Raw genomic sequence first — 16,698 nt, forward strand, 5'->3', positions numbered from 1 at the left:
GTTTTATCGGTCATTCTCCGATGGGGGTAATTCATTCTGCGGACTGGATTCGGGTTGAAGCAAGGTTGCCAAATCAGTACCTGTCGTGACCGTCAAGCGAGGTAGCTTCATGAGATCATCTCCTGGATGCACAAATCCAGACTTTACAGTAAAGGCCATGCGATATCCGTGCTGCTGTAACTTGTAAATCATCTGTGTACTGGTATACCCAAAAGGATAGGCCAGATAAGGTGTGTCTATTCCGGTTTGCTTCATTTGCTGAATATCATCATCCAGAAGACTGGTGTCAAGACCGACAGGTACACTGTTTCCACAGCGCATAAATCCCTTGTGATGCAGGTTATAGGTATGGCTGTTAAATTCAAATACGTCAGTTGCCGCCTGCATTTCTGGCTTGGAGATGAAACTGTCAATTGCGGGAGCAGATTCTGAAGGCTGATCTTGAATTTTACTACCAATGACAAACAGTGAGGCATGAAAATTATATTTTTGAAGCACAGGGTAAGCTAACGTATAATTGTTCTGATATCCATCATCAAAGGTAATTACAATGGACTTCTTTGGCAGGGAGAGCTTCCCGTTTACATACTGTTCAAGCTGATCCAATGTAATCGTGTGGTAGCCTTCGTCGTGCAGGTATTTCATGTTTTGCTTGAAATCTTCCAGACTAATGATGGATTTGTTATCTATCTGGTGATCGTTCAGTTCGGGCTCTATGTAATGATACATGAGTACAGGAACTTCTGTAGCCGTACCTGTTTCTATCTTGAAGGTGGAACGATCCAGTGCATTTTGACGGGTGTAGTCAGTGTGTGACAGCTGGAATGCTTTGCGTTTAACGATGTCCCAGGAGGTACAGGCTTTGTGTGACATGGCATTTGTAGGATGGGTTACGGCATAGGCATACAGTGTAATGGAGCATATGAGCATGGCGAGTAGGGCAAGTGTGATCTTTTTCCAATATTTCATGAGTCTTTGGGTTCTCCTTTTAAAGTGATCAATAAGTTATATCATAGACGATATTTCAATAGGGGAAGTTACAGTATTTTTTCCTATATCAGGTTGACTTGCAGATGAGAGCGTGGAGAAAGAGGAGACGGCATATCTGAACCCCTAGCTAGTTGTAAAAATTAAAATAGTTCAACGTTCTGCTGTCCATGAATATGCTTTAGGGGAATGATAGGGAGTTCCAGTGTTGCTGATGGCTCCATAGACATTTTGTTTAATTTCTCTTGTGTTTTGATATGCTGCGTGATACAATAAGTCTGTTATGTGGAATACGGCGGTCCTCTATGGATAATGAAGGAGACAAGGTGATCTCTGGAAGAAGTATGAACGCCTGTACGGAAGGAGGGAGTCATAGATGAATATCGTTCAAGCGATTACACAAGAACAACTTCGTAAGGATATTCCGAGTTTTCGTCCTGGTGACACTTTGAAAGTGCACGTTAAGGTAATCGAGGGAACTCGTGAGCGTATCCAATTGTTCGAAGGTGTTGTGATTAAACGCCGTGGTGGTGGAATCAGTGAGACTTTTACAGTTCGTAAAATTTCTTACGGTGTAGGTGTGGAAAGAGCTTTCCCGCTTCATTCCCCAAAAATCGATAGAATCGAAGTGGCTCGCCGTGGTAAAGTGCGTCGTGCGAAGCTTTATTATCTTCGTGAACTACGCGGTAAAGCAGCGAGAATTAAAGAAATTCGTTAATATAACGGATACCGGGAAGGGCTTGGAGACAAGCCCTTTTCGTTTTTGTCCGGGAAAAGTTGAACCGGAGGTACACTTCCGAGTAAAATGGTATGGCAACACATGCGTGGGATAGTCCGGGAGGCTTGTAAAATCAGTTATCGAAGTGCGTGTTCGAAAAGACCGGTTTTCAGTACCGACTTTTTGAACAACCTCTGAAGACATTTGAATTGTGGATTAAATGTATTGTAATGCTTGGTGTAAGATTACATAACTGATGTGAATGTTTTGTATCCATCCCTAGAGTTATTGGAACGATACAAAATGCTGGATATGTGTACTGCTATAATCATGTACTGTGAAGAGAGGAAGATCTTGAATGGAACAAGAAGTTCAACAGGACCAGGGCAATCCTGCCGAAGAGAAAAACAGTCGATCCAAAAAAGCCAAAAATGAAATTGTTGAATGGCTCAAAGCCATTGTTATTGCATTAGTTCTCGTCATTCTGATTCGGTGGTTGCTCTTCAAACCGTTTGTTGTGGATGGACCGTCCATGCAGCCGAACTTCGAAACGGGCGAACGTGTAATCGTCAACGAAATCTTATATGATATCCGAGAACCGAAGCGCGGTGAAGTTATCGTCTTCCACGTACCTTCCGAAGGTCGGGATTTCATCAAACGTGTTATTGCTGTTGAAGGTGATACGGTTGAGGTTCAGGACGATACGGTGATGGTTAACGGCAAAAAGGTTGATGAAACCTATATTCAAGGTGCCATTGATGCAGCTGAAGCCAATGGTGGAACATATAACGTGAAGGATTTCCCGAATGAGCAGTTCCCTGATGGCAAAGTGCCTGCAGGTCATGTGTTTGTCATGGGAGACAACCGTCCAAATAGTACAGACAGCCGTATGATCGGTTACGTTTCGTTAGAAGATATTATTGGTCGTGCAGATGTTATTTTCTGGCCGATCGGGCAGATTAAGTGGATTAACCACTGAAATTGAAGTAAACAATGAGGTGAAGACAAGTTGACGATACAATGGTTTCCAGGTCATATGACTCGAGCCAGACGCCAGATTCAGGATAAGTTAAAGCTCATCGACGTGGTCATCGAACTATTGGATGCCCGTCTGCCTGTCTCCAGCCGTAATCCGATGATTGACGAAATATTGCTGGATAAACCCCGGATGATTTTGTTAAACAAAGCGGATTTGGCAGATGCCAAAGTGACGCAAGAGTGGATTGAATATTTCAAAAAAGAAGGAATTACCGCCTTTCCCGTGGATGCCTCAACAGGCACCAATGTAAAAGACATTCCGGTACAGGCGAAGCTTCTTCTGAAAGAAAAAATTGATCGTCAACTGGCCAAAGGAATTAACCCTCGTGCGGTTCGCGGATTGATTGTGGGTATTCCAAATGTGGGGAAATCAACATTGATTAACCGACTGGCTGGACGGAGTATTGCGTTGACAGGAGATCGTCCTGGTGTGACGAAGGGGCAACAGTGGATTAAGGTAGGCAAAGAAATGGAGTTATTGGATACTCCGGGTATTCTTTGGCCCAAGTTCGAAGATCAGAATGTAGGTTATCGTCTTGCCGTAACGGGTGCTATCAAAGAGGAAATTCTGAATGCAGAGGATATCGCCTTTTTTGGAATCAGTTACCTGATGCGTTATTACTGGGACGCTCTGGAAGAGAGATACGGACTTCAGGAGTTCTCCAAGGATGCAGATGATTCAGACAGTGTTATTGCGATTATGGAACAAGTCGGCCGTATACGTGGTTGTGTTGTAAGCGGTGGACGTATTGACTTGGAAAAGGCATCGCGAGCATTTCTGCGTGAATTGCGAGCGGGTAAAATGGGACGGTTCTCTATGGAAGCCCCTTATTAAAAATAGGGACTCTACACGATGAAGAACATTATCTTGATCTGTTCATTTCATATATCCAAGTGCCGAAAGAAGCGGCCGTGACCGGATTACCGGGAACGGTCTTTTTTTTGTGTATAAAACTCGAAATTGGAGCTGGACTTACGTCCAAAACGATAAAAATGGAAGAGGATTGAAGAAAAGAGCGCTTTATGGAATTGACTGACCCATATATCAGGTGCATCTAAATCGTGCTATGATGAATGGTGGTGCAATTTAGATTAGACGAGGTCTGATATATTCAATTTAAACCATCAAATACCGATAAATGAAGACATCACTATCTTTATTATTGTAAACCTCAAGGAAAAGTTTTGCTGAGATGACAGGTTGTACAGAACAAAGACAAAGGATCTACGTCTATATTATAAAAAAGTTGTAAGTGATACGCATGCTGAAGAAGCGTGGGTAGAGGAGATGAGTATTATGGTTGAAAAGAATGAAGAGATCGGTTTCAATTTACTGGATCCCCCGATTGGAACAAAGAAGAAAAAAGAAGCCAGTGAACCGCGGGATCTGTTGCTCTACGAACGAGAGTATTGGGACAGTGGATTTGAACGGATTGCTGGTATTGATGAGGTAGGTCGGGGATGTTTGTTTGGGGATGTTGTCGCAGCGGCGGTTATTTTACCCAAGGACCTCATTCTGGAAGGTGTGAATGACTCCAAGAAATTGACGGAGAAAAAACGTGATGCACTATATGACGTTATTATGGAAAAGGCACTGGCGGTAGGTATCGGGTACGCGGATGCAGAGACGATTGATCGGCTAAACATCAAGCAGGCTGCGAGACTTGCGATGAAACGGGCTGTTGAAGCGTTGGGAGAAACGCCTGATTATATGCTGGTGGATGCCGAGAAGGTGGATGTGAATGTGCCTCAACTGTCCATTATTAAAGGGGATGCCAATAGTCAATCGATTGCAGCGGCATCTATCATTGCCAAGGTAACGCGAGATCGACTCTGTAAGGAAGAATGGGATACGTTATATCCGGAATATGGTCTGTCGATACATAAAGGATACGCAACAAAAGTTCATCGGGAGCAAATTATGGCTTTGGGGGCAACCCCGATGCATCGCCGCAGTTTTCTGGGCAATCTGCTTGGTGAGCAGCAATCGTTGTTTTAATACAGGCTTGAAGGAAGGAGGGGGAGAGATTTGAATATCGGTTCCGTGATCAAGGGATTATTGGGAGACAGCAAGCCAGGGAATGCCAAGCCGCTTGAATTAAAGGAAGGTCAGGTAGTTCGTGGCTCCGTGGTAAGTGTATCCGATGATGGAGGGGATGCGGTTCTACAGATTCAAGGTGTGCAGGTGCGCGCCAAATTGGAGACTCCACTCCGTCCGGGTGAGACCACATTGCTCCAAGTACAGCCTCCAGGTGAAAACGGCATTACGGTCATGAAGCCAATGTCGGGTACACTTGCTGAGCTGCCACAAGCTTCGTTGAACAACCTGCTACAGGATGTAGGGCTACCGGATACAAAAGGGAACCGGGAACTGTTGCTTGCCATGCAGCGTAGCGGTTTGCCGCTCACGAAGGATAATGTGGCTATGGTTCAGAATATGATGAATGCCAAACCCGCACAGGTCCCTGTGGAAGAATGGGTGCAGGCGACGGGAATTGCTTTTCAGCGTGGTCTTCCGGTTACGGCCGAAACGGTAAAAGGATTACACCAGACGGTGTTTGGTCCCCCCCTTCACCAGTTATTAAGCGGGTTGGCTGATCAGTTGGAAACGATGCTGACTCAAGCTACAGGTAAACCGGTACTGACTGGGGAACAATCTGCTACGCTGAAGCCAGCAGCCATGGCTGGTGCACCTGTATTGCCGAATGCAGCGCAGTTGGAAGAAGGGTTGGCTTCATCAGGCAATGGTCGTCAGGTAACAGGGACTGGAACTGGAGCACCTGTTCTGTCGACGCAGCAAGGACAAGCGGCATTGGCAGGAGCAACACCCATGACGGATGATGGGGCAGAGGTTGTAGGGGCTGCTGTGAAAGGAAACATACAGATGGCTGGAGGCACAGGAAGTGCTGAAGCTGCGGCGAAGCCAGTTGCCAACAACGTTGAATTGGCTGGCAAAGGTGGTACGAGTATTCCGTCGGGAACCGGAATACCTGGAGAGAGCCCGCGTGGGACTGACGCGGGTGAAATGGGTGGTAGCCGCCCGGGTACACCAGGGGCGGCAGCTGAATCTATGGCTGGCCGTGCAAGTGCAGGCCAGTCTGAAGCAAGCGCGGCCGGCCGGACTGATGGCCGCGCTGAAACGCCTGCTGCTGCGGGGACGCCGTCCGCAGCAGGCCAGGCGGCGCCAGCAGCGCCTACGGCAGCGCAGCTGGCGCCCAAGCTGCTGGCGCTGCTGGACGTCTTGCGCAGCGCGTCCACTGCCGCACCGGCACAGCCTGGTGCGGCAGCACAGGCCGCCCCTGCATCGCAGGGCGGCCAGGCGGCTGCGGCTGCCGGAGGCGTGCCGCAGCCAACGCCAGCCGGCGCTGATGCGCCGCCGGCTGGCGGTAGTGCCGCAGCACCTGCGGGAGCTGCGGCAGTGCACGCGCCTGTCACCCACGAGGGGGACCCGTGGGTGGGGCGCGTGCTGAAGCTGCTCGGTGCGGAGCACGAGCAGCAGGCCGTTCACGGCGCGGCAGCGCAGCCGCGCGTGGGGGAAGCGGCGAGTCCGGCGAATGCGGACACGCTGAAGGGTTTGCTGCTGCAGCTTGCCAGCAGCGAAGGTGCACCGGCGGCGCTTAAGGATGCCGCCGGACAGGCCGTGCAATATCTGACAGGTCAGCAGTTATTGCTGACGACAGATCGCAGTGCTACATTTGCACAGATGCACTGGTTTATTCCGATCACTGGACCGGACGGGGAAGAAACGGCATCTGTTCAGATTCAGTCACGCCGTGGACCACGTGGAGAGCTGGATGCGTCCAACTGCCGTCTATGGTTCGATCTGGACATGAAAAGTCTTGGGCCAACGCTGGTAGATGTACATGTGGTTAACAACATTGTCAGCTTACGTGTATTAAATGATCGCGAAGGAATGGGACCGCTTCTGGAGAGCGGACGAGAGGTAATCCATCAGGCGTTGGATAAGCTGGGTTATCAACTGCTGACTTTCAAGTCAGAACCGTGGCCTGTGGGCCAGGAACCGGGTGCAGAACGAAAAATGAAGGCCTCGGACTATAGTCCTGAACGATACAAAGGGGTGGACTTGAAAGTATGAAAGACGAGTCGTCACAACCGGACCTGCTCTCCAAAAAGGCGGTTGCCCTAAAATATGTCCCTGGAGAGAGCGAAGCGCCTGTTGTTGTGGCCAAGGGGCGCGGGAAAGTGGCAGAAGCTATATTAGATAAAGCCAGAGAAAACGGCGTCGCTGTTCAGGAGGATGCAGCACTTGTGGAGGTGCTCTCCAAGTTGGATCTGGATGAACAGATTCCGGCTGAACTGTATCAACTGGTCGCGGAAGTACTAACGTATGTCTACCGTGCAGATCGAATAGCCTCAGGACGTGAGGAAAATGAGTCATGGTAGAACGTAAATTGGGACAGGGGCTGAGTCTGAAGCTCACACGACAGCAAAAGGGCCGATTAGGTGAAGAGGCCGCCCGTCAATGGTTGCGAGAGAATGATTATCGGATCATTAGACAGAACTGGCGTTGCCGTAGCGGTGAGATTGACATCATTGCTTCTTACGAGGGACTGATTGTTTTTGTAGAAGTAAGGAGCAGAAGTGGAGCCGCTCAGTATGGTACACCTCAGGAATCGGTTGATATGCGTAAAATGCAGCAGGTGCGCTCAACTGCATCCGTTTATTTGCAAATGACGGGAGAGACGGAACATCAGATCCGTTTCGATGTAATTGCCGTAATGCTTGATCAAGCAGGAGAGACGATCTCTGTGAATCATATTGTTAATGCATTTTAAGCATGTCACGTAAAATCATTGCTGTATCTCAAGATACAAAATGTATCATATTGATATGGAAGTTCGTTTATTTCAAACTCCAAGTTTAATTATGTCTTATTATTGCATTCCTTGAAGTCTTGAAATTAGTTATTATACTTAAGCCGCAGTTCCTCATCATGCAGGAACTGTGGCTTTTTTTAATTTTACGATGAAATGATAAAACAGAGGAGACAAACACTGATAATAAAATCATTGTATTTTCTAAAAATATAGATACAAAATGTATCATTTGTTATAAACTAAAAAAGTTGAAAATTAAAGAGAGGTTGGTGGGATGTATGAAAGAGCTTCAGAATACGTCGAACAACACAGGAAAACGAGTATGGGAGTGCCCTCGGATGGAAGTGCTGGATATCAGCGAGACCATGAACGGTGGGCAAGGCATTTGGCAATATGTTTGGGACGGGGAGTTCTGGAAGCTTGAGCTTTTAGAAAGTTAAAAGAGGTTAGAGGGTAACGTTAGATTCATAAATATATCGTGAGGTGTAGTGAGAAGATGAAGACAAGTATCAAATGGATAATTCGACTAAGTACACTATCTTTATGTTTCATTATGTTTGGAATCATGTATTCTGGCGTTTCTTATGCAGCTGATCCGTCTACACAGGCAAAGGTATCAGGTAAAGTTACGGATCCTGAAGGATTTCCTATCCAGGATGCAACAATTAAGTATTCTCTTAGATACCAAGGGGAAAATACTGAAAAAAGCGTGAAGACAGATGCCACTGGAAGTTATTCCATCCTGGAGTCTGTTCAGGATTATACGGAAATCAGTTTTATAATTGAAGCAGAAGGATATGTGACAGACAGGCATCGTAATACCTACTATTTGTCAGAAGGGGAACAGATTTTGGTTAATTTTGAGCTTTACGAACCTTCTACGATTGTAGGATCTGTAACCGATCAAACAGGCAAGCCGATTCCAGATGCCCTGGTCAAAGTAACAGGGGCGTCGGATCGCCCGGTTAAAACGAATGAGCAAGGCCGGTATGCCGTTACTGGGCTTGATTTTGACTATAATCCGAACATTGCAATCTGGGTAGATTCTGCGGATTATATGCTTTATGAACAGGATCGTTTGAATGTTCAAGCTGGAAAAACCTTAATCGTAGATGTTGTTTTGACAGAAGCAGCACACGTCCGCGGAAAAGTAGTAGATGAGGAGGGCAACCCAGTCACTGGAGCTAAAGTGAATGCTGGAGTCTCGGCAACAACGGATGCTCAAGGCAACTATTTTATAAAACGCGTGCCAACAGGCGCCAGAACAATAACGGGGGAAGCATCAGGATACTTAAAAACTAGCCTTAACGTTACCCTTGTACAAGGGGATCATAATACGTTTAATATCGTACTTAAGAAAGATGCAGATGTTACTCCACCAGTAACCAAGTACAGATTAGTTCCAATCACAGACACCGTAAATGGGAAGACATACATCAAAGGATTTACGTTTAGACTCCAGGCTACCGACGAAGTCAAAGGATCAGGTGTAAAAACAACGCAATATCGAATCAATGGAGGAGCGTGGAAGAACTATGAAGGGCCTGTCCAATTTTTTGCTCCCGAGGTCAAGGTGGTAGAGTATTACAGTACTGATGTTGCTGGTAACCAGGAGAAGTACAACAAAATGGATTTTGTTAAAGGTACTTTTGAAGGAGCAGGTCCATACTGATTCGAGCGTTGACGTGATCGTAATTTCCTGACGGTGCAAATTGGCTGGTTCAAAATAGACGGCTCTGACTTGATGATCGCCATTAGTGGATCAGGATTCGGAGTCGTCTTTTTCATTCTTGCGCCTGTAGTCATAGTTTTCGGAGCCATCCCTTTGAATCTCCTGAACAGAAGGGTGTATAATCAAGGATGTAATCTGGAGTTATAATCTTTTGATTAGTCATAAACGAGTTATACAAGACCGTAAGTCTTTGTTACGGTTACAAGTGATATTATAATCAGGGAGGTACGGCCGATGAGTAAAGTTACAAAAACAAGTAATGTAGTCAGAGAAGCGATTCAAAATCGTCGCACGGTGAAAAAATTTAAAAAAGAAGCTGTTCCTACACAGCAAATTATAGAATTGCTGGACACTGCAGTCTGGGCTCCTAACCATAAACTGCGTGAACCTTGGAGGTTCCTGTTATTTACCGGGAATGGGCGGAAGAAACTGGCTGAGGCCATTGACGCAGAAATGGGAGAAGACAATAAATTTTCAGCGAATATTATGCAAGTTCCATCCGTTATGCTTGTTGTTCTGGAGGAAGATCCAAGACAGAATATCTGGGACGAAGACTTCGCTGCGGTAAGTGCATTGGTTCAGAACTTTATGCTTGCAGCCTGGAGTGAAGATATTGGTACATTCTGGGTGACCAAGCCATTCCTTTACGCTCCCAAATTCCGCAAACCTCTTGGCATAGAGGCGGGTGAGAAGATTATAGGCATGGTTTACATGGGATACCCCGATGTTATTCCTTCTGCCAAAGAACGTACACCTGCGAAGGACAAACTGACTCTTTTTGAGTGATGAAAAATTGACGTACAAGTACCTCTCCTCAAAAGAGAGCCACTTGTACGTTTTTTTGTTGTGATGACATATCCCTATATTAAAAATTCAATGATATATTCGTCTTGACCATGCTATTCAGCCTACAGGTTGATGATATCGGGTTATGATTTTTGGTGAACTTGTTCTTCCTTCGTATACTTCTCAAAATAAATTAAGATCCAATTGACGATACTGTATGGCTTCAGCCACATGAGCTGTCACAATTTCACCATCATGGTCCAGGTCGGCAATGGTCTGTGCCATCTTGATAATCCGATCATGTGCACGCATGCTCAGGTTCAAGGTTTGCAGTGTTTGCTCTAACAGTTGCTCTGCCTCATGGGGGAGATGGATCGTTCGTCGCAAAAGTGTGCCCGAAAGCTGGCTATTCCAGCGAACCAAACTTTGGGCATAACGGGTCGCCTGAATGTGATGAGCATGGATGACTTTTGACTGCATTTCTTCAGAGGAAGGGGAAGCAGCAGACTTGCGCCACTCGCCTGGTGGAGGAACCTCAACCTGAAGATCAATACGGTCCAGCAATGGCCCTGAAATTTTGGCCCGATACGCCGCAACACGAGCGGGACTGCATATACAGCGCTGCTCCTCCGAATGAGCGGACAAATATCCGCAGGGGCAGGGATTCATGGAACATGCGAGCATGAACTGGGCTGGGAAGGTGAATGCTGCCCGCGCCCGGCTAATCGTCACTGTGCGATCCTCTAACGGCTGCCTTAATACCTCCAGCACTTGACGCTGGAACTCAGGTAATTCATCCAGAAAAAGTATGCCCCGGTGGGCAAGGCTAACTTCACCCGGTTTTGGTATACCACCGCCTCCAATCAGACCAGAGGTGGATATCGTGTGGTGAGGGGAGCGAAAAGGTCTGTCTGCAATCAGGCCTTGAGGCGCTTCTTTTAACTTGCCTGCGGCACTTAATACTTTGGTTACTTCTAACGCTTCATCTTCTGACAGTGGTGGAAGGATGGTAGGCAAACGTTTGATTAACATCGTTTTGCCCGTGCCTGGTGGTCCAACGAGCAGTATATTATGCATGCCGGCTGCAGCAATCATAAGCGCGCGTTTGACATGATGCTGTCCCAGAACATCACTATAGTCATCTGCAAATGATGGTATTTGACTCGCATTTCCATCCGCCTTCTTGTAAGTTTTATCTGTTATAGGAGCAACGAGGTGAGCATAGTTTTTCAACACAATGGGTCCTGAATTTGAATGATGTGGTGTTCCCACTGAACTAGTTGATTGATCTGGGTTTACCGGAGCTATATCCTGCAAATGCCGAATGCCATACACCTGGATACCTCGAATCAGTGACGCTTCCTCCACGTTATCATAAGGGAGGAGCATGGACGTAAAGCCTTGTCTTTTGGCCAGATCCACCATGGATAAAATGCCGGGTACGGATCTGATCGAACCGTCCAATGCCAGTTCGCCAACCACGAGTGTCCGTTCCTGGGGAGGAAGTACAAGCTGGCCGCTTGTCATAAGTAAACCAATAGCAATGGCTAGATCAAAGGAAGATCCTTCCTTGCGCAGATCGGCAGGGGCCAGATTGATTGTGATCCGCTGTAAAGGATACTGATATCCGCAGTTTTTAATCGCTGCACGAACACGTTCAACAGCCTCACGAATGGCTGAATCCGGTAAGCCGATGATGGAGGTCTGTGGCAGACCATTGGATAAATCGGTTTCCACCTCAATCAGAACGCCATCGATTCCGTACAAACACGCACTGTGTAATTTTCCGTACATGACAAAGAAACACCTCACTCGATTCTTGACTCCGCATAACACGGGCCAGTCTACGAATTAAGGTGCTTCCTCAGCTTCTATTAAGCATTTTATATAAAAGGAATCATGGAGTCAACCTGTCATTATCATAGCTGTAAACATCATTCCTGATCCCTGAATTTTATTTTTGGAAGGAAATCATTCAATAGCTTTGGCGAAAATGGCCTACGTATAAAATGTCATTAATGGTTATCAAATTGAGCCGGAGAAAGCGTGGATTTATTCCATGGACTTATCTTTTATTTTTATTGAATCATGATGATGTATATTTATTTCTATTTTACACAATCTAATTTAACATAATTAAATTGAATAGTAAAATCATTTGTGCTCAATTATTCTGTTTTTTTTCTAATTTGTGATAAGATAGATTTATAGTTCCTTTCTATAAGGAATAGAATGCACAATAGGCAGGTGAGAAAGACATATGCAGACTGACAGTTTGAAGCTGGATAACCAATTATGCTTTGCCATATATGCTTGTTCACGTGAGATTACGAAGATGTACCAACCTTATTTGGAGGTACTTGGCGTAACATACTCCCAGTATCTGGTCTTGATGGTATTGTGGGAACGTGAAGAATGTACGGTTAAGGAGATCGGGGAGGCGCTCTATCTCGATTCGGGAACATTGACACCACTTCTCAAACGGTTGCAGTCAGCAGGACTTATTAATCGCGAACGCTCGGCTCAGGATGAACGAAAAGTATTAATTACACTAACAGACTCCGGCCGTGAGTTGCGGAACAAGGCATTGTCCATACCTGCAGCCATTCAGGGAGACGCGTGTTTGAACAGTACAGAGTTTGAAGCTTTATTGGGTCAGTTCAAAGGGTTGCTGGAAAAAGTTCACGAAACCAACACGAACGCAGCCAAAAAATAAAATGTAGTTTTACATCAAGGAAACCTTAGCTTATAGCTGAGGTTTTTTTCCATATATACCCAAGCATTCACAATATGGGATCATACTCATATCAAAATACTGTCTATTAACCATTAATTTTTTAAGGAAAGCGTTTTAAAAACGTGTTACAATGAATTGGGTTTAAGTGAAAATAGTCAACATTTGTCTTTTGTTAGTCTACCAACCCGCCTTGTTGCAGTCATGTTGATAGGAGGATTCGAGAATGAATATCCATGAATATCAAGGAAAAGAAGTACTGAAACAGTATGGAGTTACCGTTCCAAACGGAAAGGTTGCTTATACAGTCGATGAAGCGGTTGCGGCCGCAGAGGCACTGGGCAGTCCGGTGACTGTTGTTAAAGCGCAAATTCACGCAGGTGGCCGGGGTAAAGCCGGCGGCGTAAAAGTGGCGAAGAGTACGGATGAAGTTCGTGCCTATGCTTCCGAAATTCTGGGTAAAGTATTGGTAACACACCAAACTGGACCAGAAGGCAAAGAAGTGAAACGTCTTCTGATTGAAGAAGGATGCGATATCCGCAAAGAGTATTATGTGGGTGTTGTTGTGGACCGTGCCACAGGCCGTGTAGTTATGATGGCTTCCGAAGAAGGCGGTACTGAGATTGAAGAAGTAGCTGAAGCTACACCTGAGAAAATTTTCAAAGAAATTATTGACCCTGCCATTGGATTGCAAGTGTTCCAGGCGCGTAAACTGGCTTACAGCATTAAGATTCCGAATGAATTGGTGAACAAAGCCGTTAAGTTCATGCTCGCGCTGTACACTGCATTTGTCGAAAAAGATTGCTCTATTGCTGAGATCAATCCTCTCGTTGTTACCGGAGATGGAAACGTTATCGCTCTAGATGCGAAATTAAACTTTGACTCCAACGCCTTGTTCCGTCACAAAGACATTATGGAACTGCGTGATCTGGATGAAGAGGATGAAAAAGAAATCGAAGCTTCCAAATACGACCTCAGCTACATAGCACTTGATGGCAACATCGGCTGTATGGTCAATGGTGCGGGACTTGCGATGGCAACGATGGACATTATCAAATACTACGGTGGAGACCCGGCCAACTTCCTTGACGTTGGGGGCGGTGCTACAACGGAGAAGGTGACAGAAGCATTCAAAATCATCTTGTCCGATGCCAAAGTAGCGGGGATCTTTGTTAACATTTTCGGTGGTATCATGCGCTGTGATGTTATCGCCAATGGTGTTGTTGAAGCCGCGAAGCAGCTTGGCCTGACCAAACCGCTGGTTGTTCGTCTTGAAGGAACTAACGTGGAGCTTGGCAAACGTATTTTGGGTGAATCTGGCCTGAATATCGTTCCTGCTGATTCCATGGCCGATGGTGCACAGAAAATTGTTGCCCTCGTAAAATAAGTTCATTCCTTAGTACCGGAGCTGTCCGGGAATTGAAAAATAACCGTAAGGATGTGAAGCAACGTGAGTATTTTGATCGATAAAAATACAAAAGTCATTACGCAAGGCATTACGGGTTCAACGGGAATGTTCCACACGAAGGGCGCATTGGACTACGGAACCCAGATGGTAGGCGGAGTTACACCGGGTAAAGGCGGAACTAATGTGGATATCACGCTGGAAGACGGTACAGTAGCCAGTCTGCCGGTGTTCAACACTGTGCAGGAAGCGAAGGAAGCTACAGGCGCAACAGCGAGCGTCATTTACGTTCCTCCTGCATTTGCAGCAGATTCTATTATGGAAGCTGTTGACGCAGAGCTGGACCTCGTAATCTGTATTACAGAAGGTATTCCGGTTCTTGACATGATTAAGGTTGACCGCTTCATGGAAGGTAAAAATACCGTCCTGATCGGACCGAACTGTCCAGGTGTCATTACACCAGGCGAATGTAAAATCGGTATCATGCCTGGTTATATCCATATGGCAGGGCACGTGGGCGTTGTTTCCCGTAGTGGAACACTTACCTATGAAGCCGTTCATCAACTGACGACGCGTGGCATTGGACAATCTTCTGCTGTAGGAATCGGGGGAGACCCTGTAAAAGGCTCCGAGTTCATTGATATCCTCAAACGGTTCAATGAAGATCCACAGACTCATGCGGTCATCATGATTGGTGAGATTGGTGGTACAGCTGAAGAAGATGCTGCTGATTGGGTTCGCGAAAACATGACCAAACCGGTTGTGGGCTTTATTGGTGGCGTAACAGCGCCTCCAGGCAAACGTATGGGCCATGCTGGCGCTATTATCTCTGGTGGTAAAGGTACAGCCAAAGAGAAGATTGCCAAGCTGGAATCTTGCGGTATCAAAGTAGCCCCAACACCTGCTGAGATGGGCTCGACTTTGGTGAGTGTACTTGAAGAGCGTGGTATTTTGAATTTGTGCACGACACATTAATTCCTTTTCGTTATAATAGAAGAAACGGCTCAGAAATGATGTATTTTTGGTAAGCCGACTATTATGGATACGGAAAAGGTAAGCAACCTTTTGTCCTTAAACAGGGCGAAGGGTTGCTTTTTTGCGTTTTTTTACGAGAAAAAGAAAGTGAAGTTACTTCTTATCTACGTAAACGCTTGCAATCCGTGACCACATCACACACAATATGAGGGAAGATTCTCTTCCCGCTCTGGGAGGTTTATGGTATGAAAGAACGATGGATCTTGTTTGGTTTGCATGAGATGGAAGGGATAGGCAAGAAAACAATCTCGAAACTAGTTCAGGGACAACATGAATTGTCCGATCTCTTGAATTATGAAGAAGGGGATTGGGCTACGGCTGGCTTGCGTAAAGATCAGGCTGCCCGTTTGGCTAGTCAATTTAACCAGAACTGGATTGAGTGTAGAAGAGAACACGTTTACAATCAGGGAATAGAGGTTATTACTTATCTGGATCAGAATTATCCCATATTAATGAAGGAAACCGTTCAGCCTCCTTGGGTAATGTATGGTCGAGGAGATGTTAGTTTGTTACATACCCCTTCGATGGCAATGGTGGGAACTCGTATGCCGACCGTGTATGGGCGCAAAGTTGGTGAGAAGCTGGCAGAACAATTATGCAATGCAGGACTGACGATCGTAAGCGGACTTGCCCGTGGTATTGATAGTGCATGTCATGATGCAGTATTACGTGCTAAGGGCAAAACGATTGCAGTATTCGGAACAGGGATTGATAATATATACCCGCCTGAAAATACAAGCCTTGCCGAGCGAATTGCGGAGACGGGTCTGCTTTTGTCAGAATATCCACCAGGTACGAGAGCACGTCAGGGACTATTTCCGGAACGGAATCGCATCATAGCCGGACTGACTTTGGGAACATTGGTTGTTGAGGCTGACATTCGCAGTGGTTCACTTATCACAGCAGATGCTGCGCTTGAAGCAGGAAGGGATGTATTTGCAGTGCCTGGACCCATCACCTCACCGAAGAGTAGGGGAGCACATAATCTAATCCGTCAAGGGGCCAAATTGGTTACTTGTGCAGCAGATATATTGGAAGAGTATCGTTTGGGCTTGCCAAATGCAGATCAACTTCCTTACAATAGAGGACGTTCGACTGAAACAACGGAGCCTTCCAGGCAGGGGATATTCACTGAGGTTAAGGTCTCTCCCGATGAACAACGTGTGATTTATCTGTTGGAACAGGAGAAGCAATCCCTTGATCAATTGGTTGAACAGCTAGGTTGGGATTTTGGACATTTGCATTCAGTTCTGTTATCTTTAATCATAAAAAAGCAGATTAGCCAATTACCAGGCACTAAATATGCGAGGGTATGATGATGCTGCAATCTAAGCAGCGTGTGGAAATATATAATTAGCTGAAGTTATTACCTATGCATAAGCATACAGAAACAGTTACATGACAGTTTCATGACTGAGAGGAGGA

Annotated in this window: 16 protein-coding genes; 14 read left to right on the forward strand and 2 right to left on the reverse strand. The window is 46.0% G+C overall.

Annotated elements, in window-relative coordinates; genetic code table 11:
• Nucleotides 1-3: 3 nt before the first annotated feature.
• A complete protein-coding gene (locus NLBNIHML_RS28395) occupies nt 4-969 on the reverse strand; it encodes a polysaccharide deacetylase family protein (protein ID WP_494353308.1) in 966 nt (321 codons plus the stop codon).
• 394 nt (nt 970-1,363) lie between these two features.
• On the opposite strand from NLBNIHML_RS28395, the gene rplS reads away from it, so the two are divergent.
• The 10 genes from rplS to NLBNIHML_RS28445 all read left to right on the forward strand — a co-directional run bounded on the left by rplS (nt 1,364) and on the right by NLBNIHML_RS28445 (nt 10,099).
• Nucleotides 1,364-1,705 carry a 50S ribosomal protein L19 gene (gene rplS / locus NLBNIHML_RS28400; RefSeq protein WP_024630190.1) on the forward strand — a complete coding sequence of 114 codons (342 nt, stop codon included), beginning with the start codon at nt 1,364-1,366 and terminating at the stop codon, nt 1,703-1,705.
• 358 nt (nt 1,706-2,063) lie between these two features.
• Nucleotides 2,064-2,684, forward strand: coding sequence for a signal peptidase I (gene lepB, locus NLBNIHML_RS28405; protein ID WP_339241544.1), 621 nt, complete (start codon nt 2,064-2,066; stop codon nt 2,682-2,684).
• Nucleotides 2,685-2,714: 30 nt separating this feature from the next.
• Nucleotides 2,715-3,578, forward strand: coding sequence for a ribosome biogenesis GTPase YlqF (gene ylqF, locus NLBNIHML_RS28410; RefSeq protein WP_339241545.1), 864 nt, complete (start codon nt 2,715-2,717; stop codon nt 3,576-3,578).
• Nucleotides 3,579-4,040: 462 nt separating this feature from the next.
• Nucleotides 4,041-4,742 (forward strand): ribonuclease HII, encoded by a 702-nt coding sequence (gene rnhB / locus NLBNIHML_RS28415; RefSeq protein WP_339260415.1) that lies wholly within the window; start codon nt 4,041-4,043, stop codon nt 4,740-4,742.
• Nucleotides 4,743-4,772: 30 nt separating this feature from the next.
• Nucleotides 4,773-6,839: a TP0910 N-terminal domain-containing protein gene (locus tag NLBNIHML_RS28420; RefSeq protein WP_494353309.1), complete on the forward strand. Its 2,067-nt coding sequence runs from the start codon at nt 4,773-4,775 to the stop codon at nt 6,837-6,839.
• Nucleotides 6,836-7,147 (forward strand): EscU/YscU/HrcU family type III secretion system export apparatus switch protein, encoded by a 312-nt coding sequence (locus tag NLBNIHML_RS28425; RefSeq protein ID WP_253433732.1) that lies wholly within the window; start codon nt 6,836-6,838, stop codon nt 7,145-7,147. Before NLBNIHML_RS28420 ends, NLBNIHML_RS28425 begins: the two co-directional genes overlap by 4 nt.
• A complete protein-coding gene (locus NLBNIHML_RS28430; protein ID WP_339260422.1) occupies nt 7,141-7,539 on the forward strand; it encodes a YraN family protein in 399 nt (132 codons plus the stop codon). Before NLBNIHML_RS28425 ends, NLBNIHML_RS28430 begins: the two co-directional genes overlap by 7 nt.
• A 380-nt stretch (nt 7,540-7,919) precedes the next feature.
• A complete protein-coding gene (locus tag NLBNIHML_RS28435; RefSeq protein WP_494353310.1) occupies nt 7,920-8,021 on the forward strand; it encodes a hypothetical protein in 102 nt (33 codons plus the stop codon).
• Nucleotides 8,022-8,077: 56 nt separating this feature from the next.
• Entirely contained in the window at nt 8,078-9,253 is a 1,176-nt protein-coding gene (locus NLBNIHML_RS28440; protein WP_472478723.1) for a carboxypeptidase-like regulatory domain-containing protein, read from the forward strand.
• Between the two features lie 294 nt (nt 9,254-9,547).
• The gene (locus NLBNIHML_RS28445; RefSeq protein WP_339241560.1) at nt 9,548-10,099 is read left to right on the forward strand and encodes a nitroreductase family protein; all 552 of its coding nucleotides are present in this window, start codon (nt 9,548-9,550) and stop codon (nt 10,097-10,099) included.
• Between the two features lie 183 nt (nt 10,100-10,282).
• Here the strand turns inward: NLBNIHML_RS28445 and NLBNIHML_RS28450 are convergent, their stop codons facing one another.
• Nucleotides 10,283-11,893: a YifB family Mg chelatase-like AAA ATPase gene (locus NLBNIHML_RS28450; RefSeq protein ID WP_339260426.1), complete on the reverse strand. Its 1,611-nt coding sequence runs from the start codon at nt 11,891-11,893 to the stop codon at nt 10,283-10,285.
• Between the two features lie 466 nt (nt 11,894-12,359).
• Between NLBNIHML_RS28450 and NLBNIHML_RS28455 the strand changes: the two genes are divergently transcribed.
• The 4 genes from NLBNIHML_RS28455 to dprA all read left to right on the forward strand — a co-directional run bounded on the left by NLBNIHML_RS28455 (nt 12,360) and on the right by dprA (nt 16,589).
• Nucleotides 12,360-12,815 carry a MarR family winged helix-turn-helix transcriptional regulator gene (locus NLBNIHML_RS28455; protein WP_339260428.1) on the forward strand — a complete coding sequence of 152 codons (456 nt, stop codon included), beginning with the start codon at nt 12,360-12,362 and terminating at the stop codon, nt 12,813-12,815.
• Between the two features lie 244 nt (nt 12,816-13,059).
• Nucleotides 13,060-14,220, forward strand: a complete 1,161-nt coding sequence (gene sucC / locus NLBNIHML_RS28460) for an ADP-forming succinate--CoA ligase subunit beta (RefSeq protein WP_339241565.1) — start codon at nt 13,060-13,062, stop codon at nt 14,218-14,220.
• 63 nt (nt 14,221-14,283) lie between these two features.
• Nucleotides 14,284-15,213, forward strand: a complete 930-nt coding sequence (gene sucD / locus NLBNIHML_RS28465; protein ID WP_036609382.1) for a succinate--CoA ligase subunit alpha — start codon at nt 14,284-14,286, stop codon at nt 15,211-15,213.
• Between the two features lie 245 nt (nt 15,214-15,458).
• The gene (dprA, locus tag NLBNIHML_RS28470) at nt 15,459-16,589 is read left to right on the forward strand and encodes a DNA-processing protein DprA (protein WP_339260430.1); all 1,131 of its coding nucleotides are present in this window, start codon (nt 15,459-15,461) and stop codon (nt 16,587-16,589) included.
• Nucleotides 16,590-16,698 lie beyond the last annotated feature (109 nt).

The sequence above is a fragment of the Paenibacillus sp. JNU01 genome (assembly GCF_059130585.1).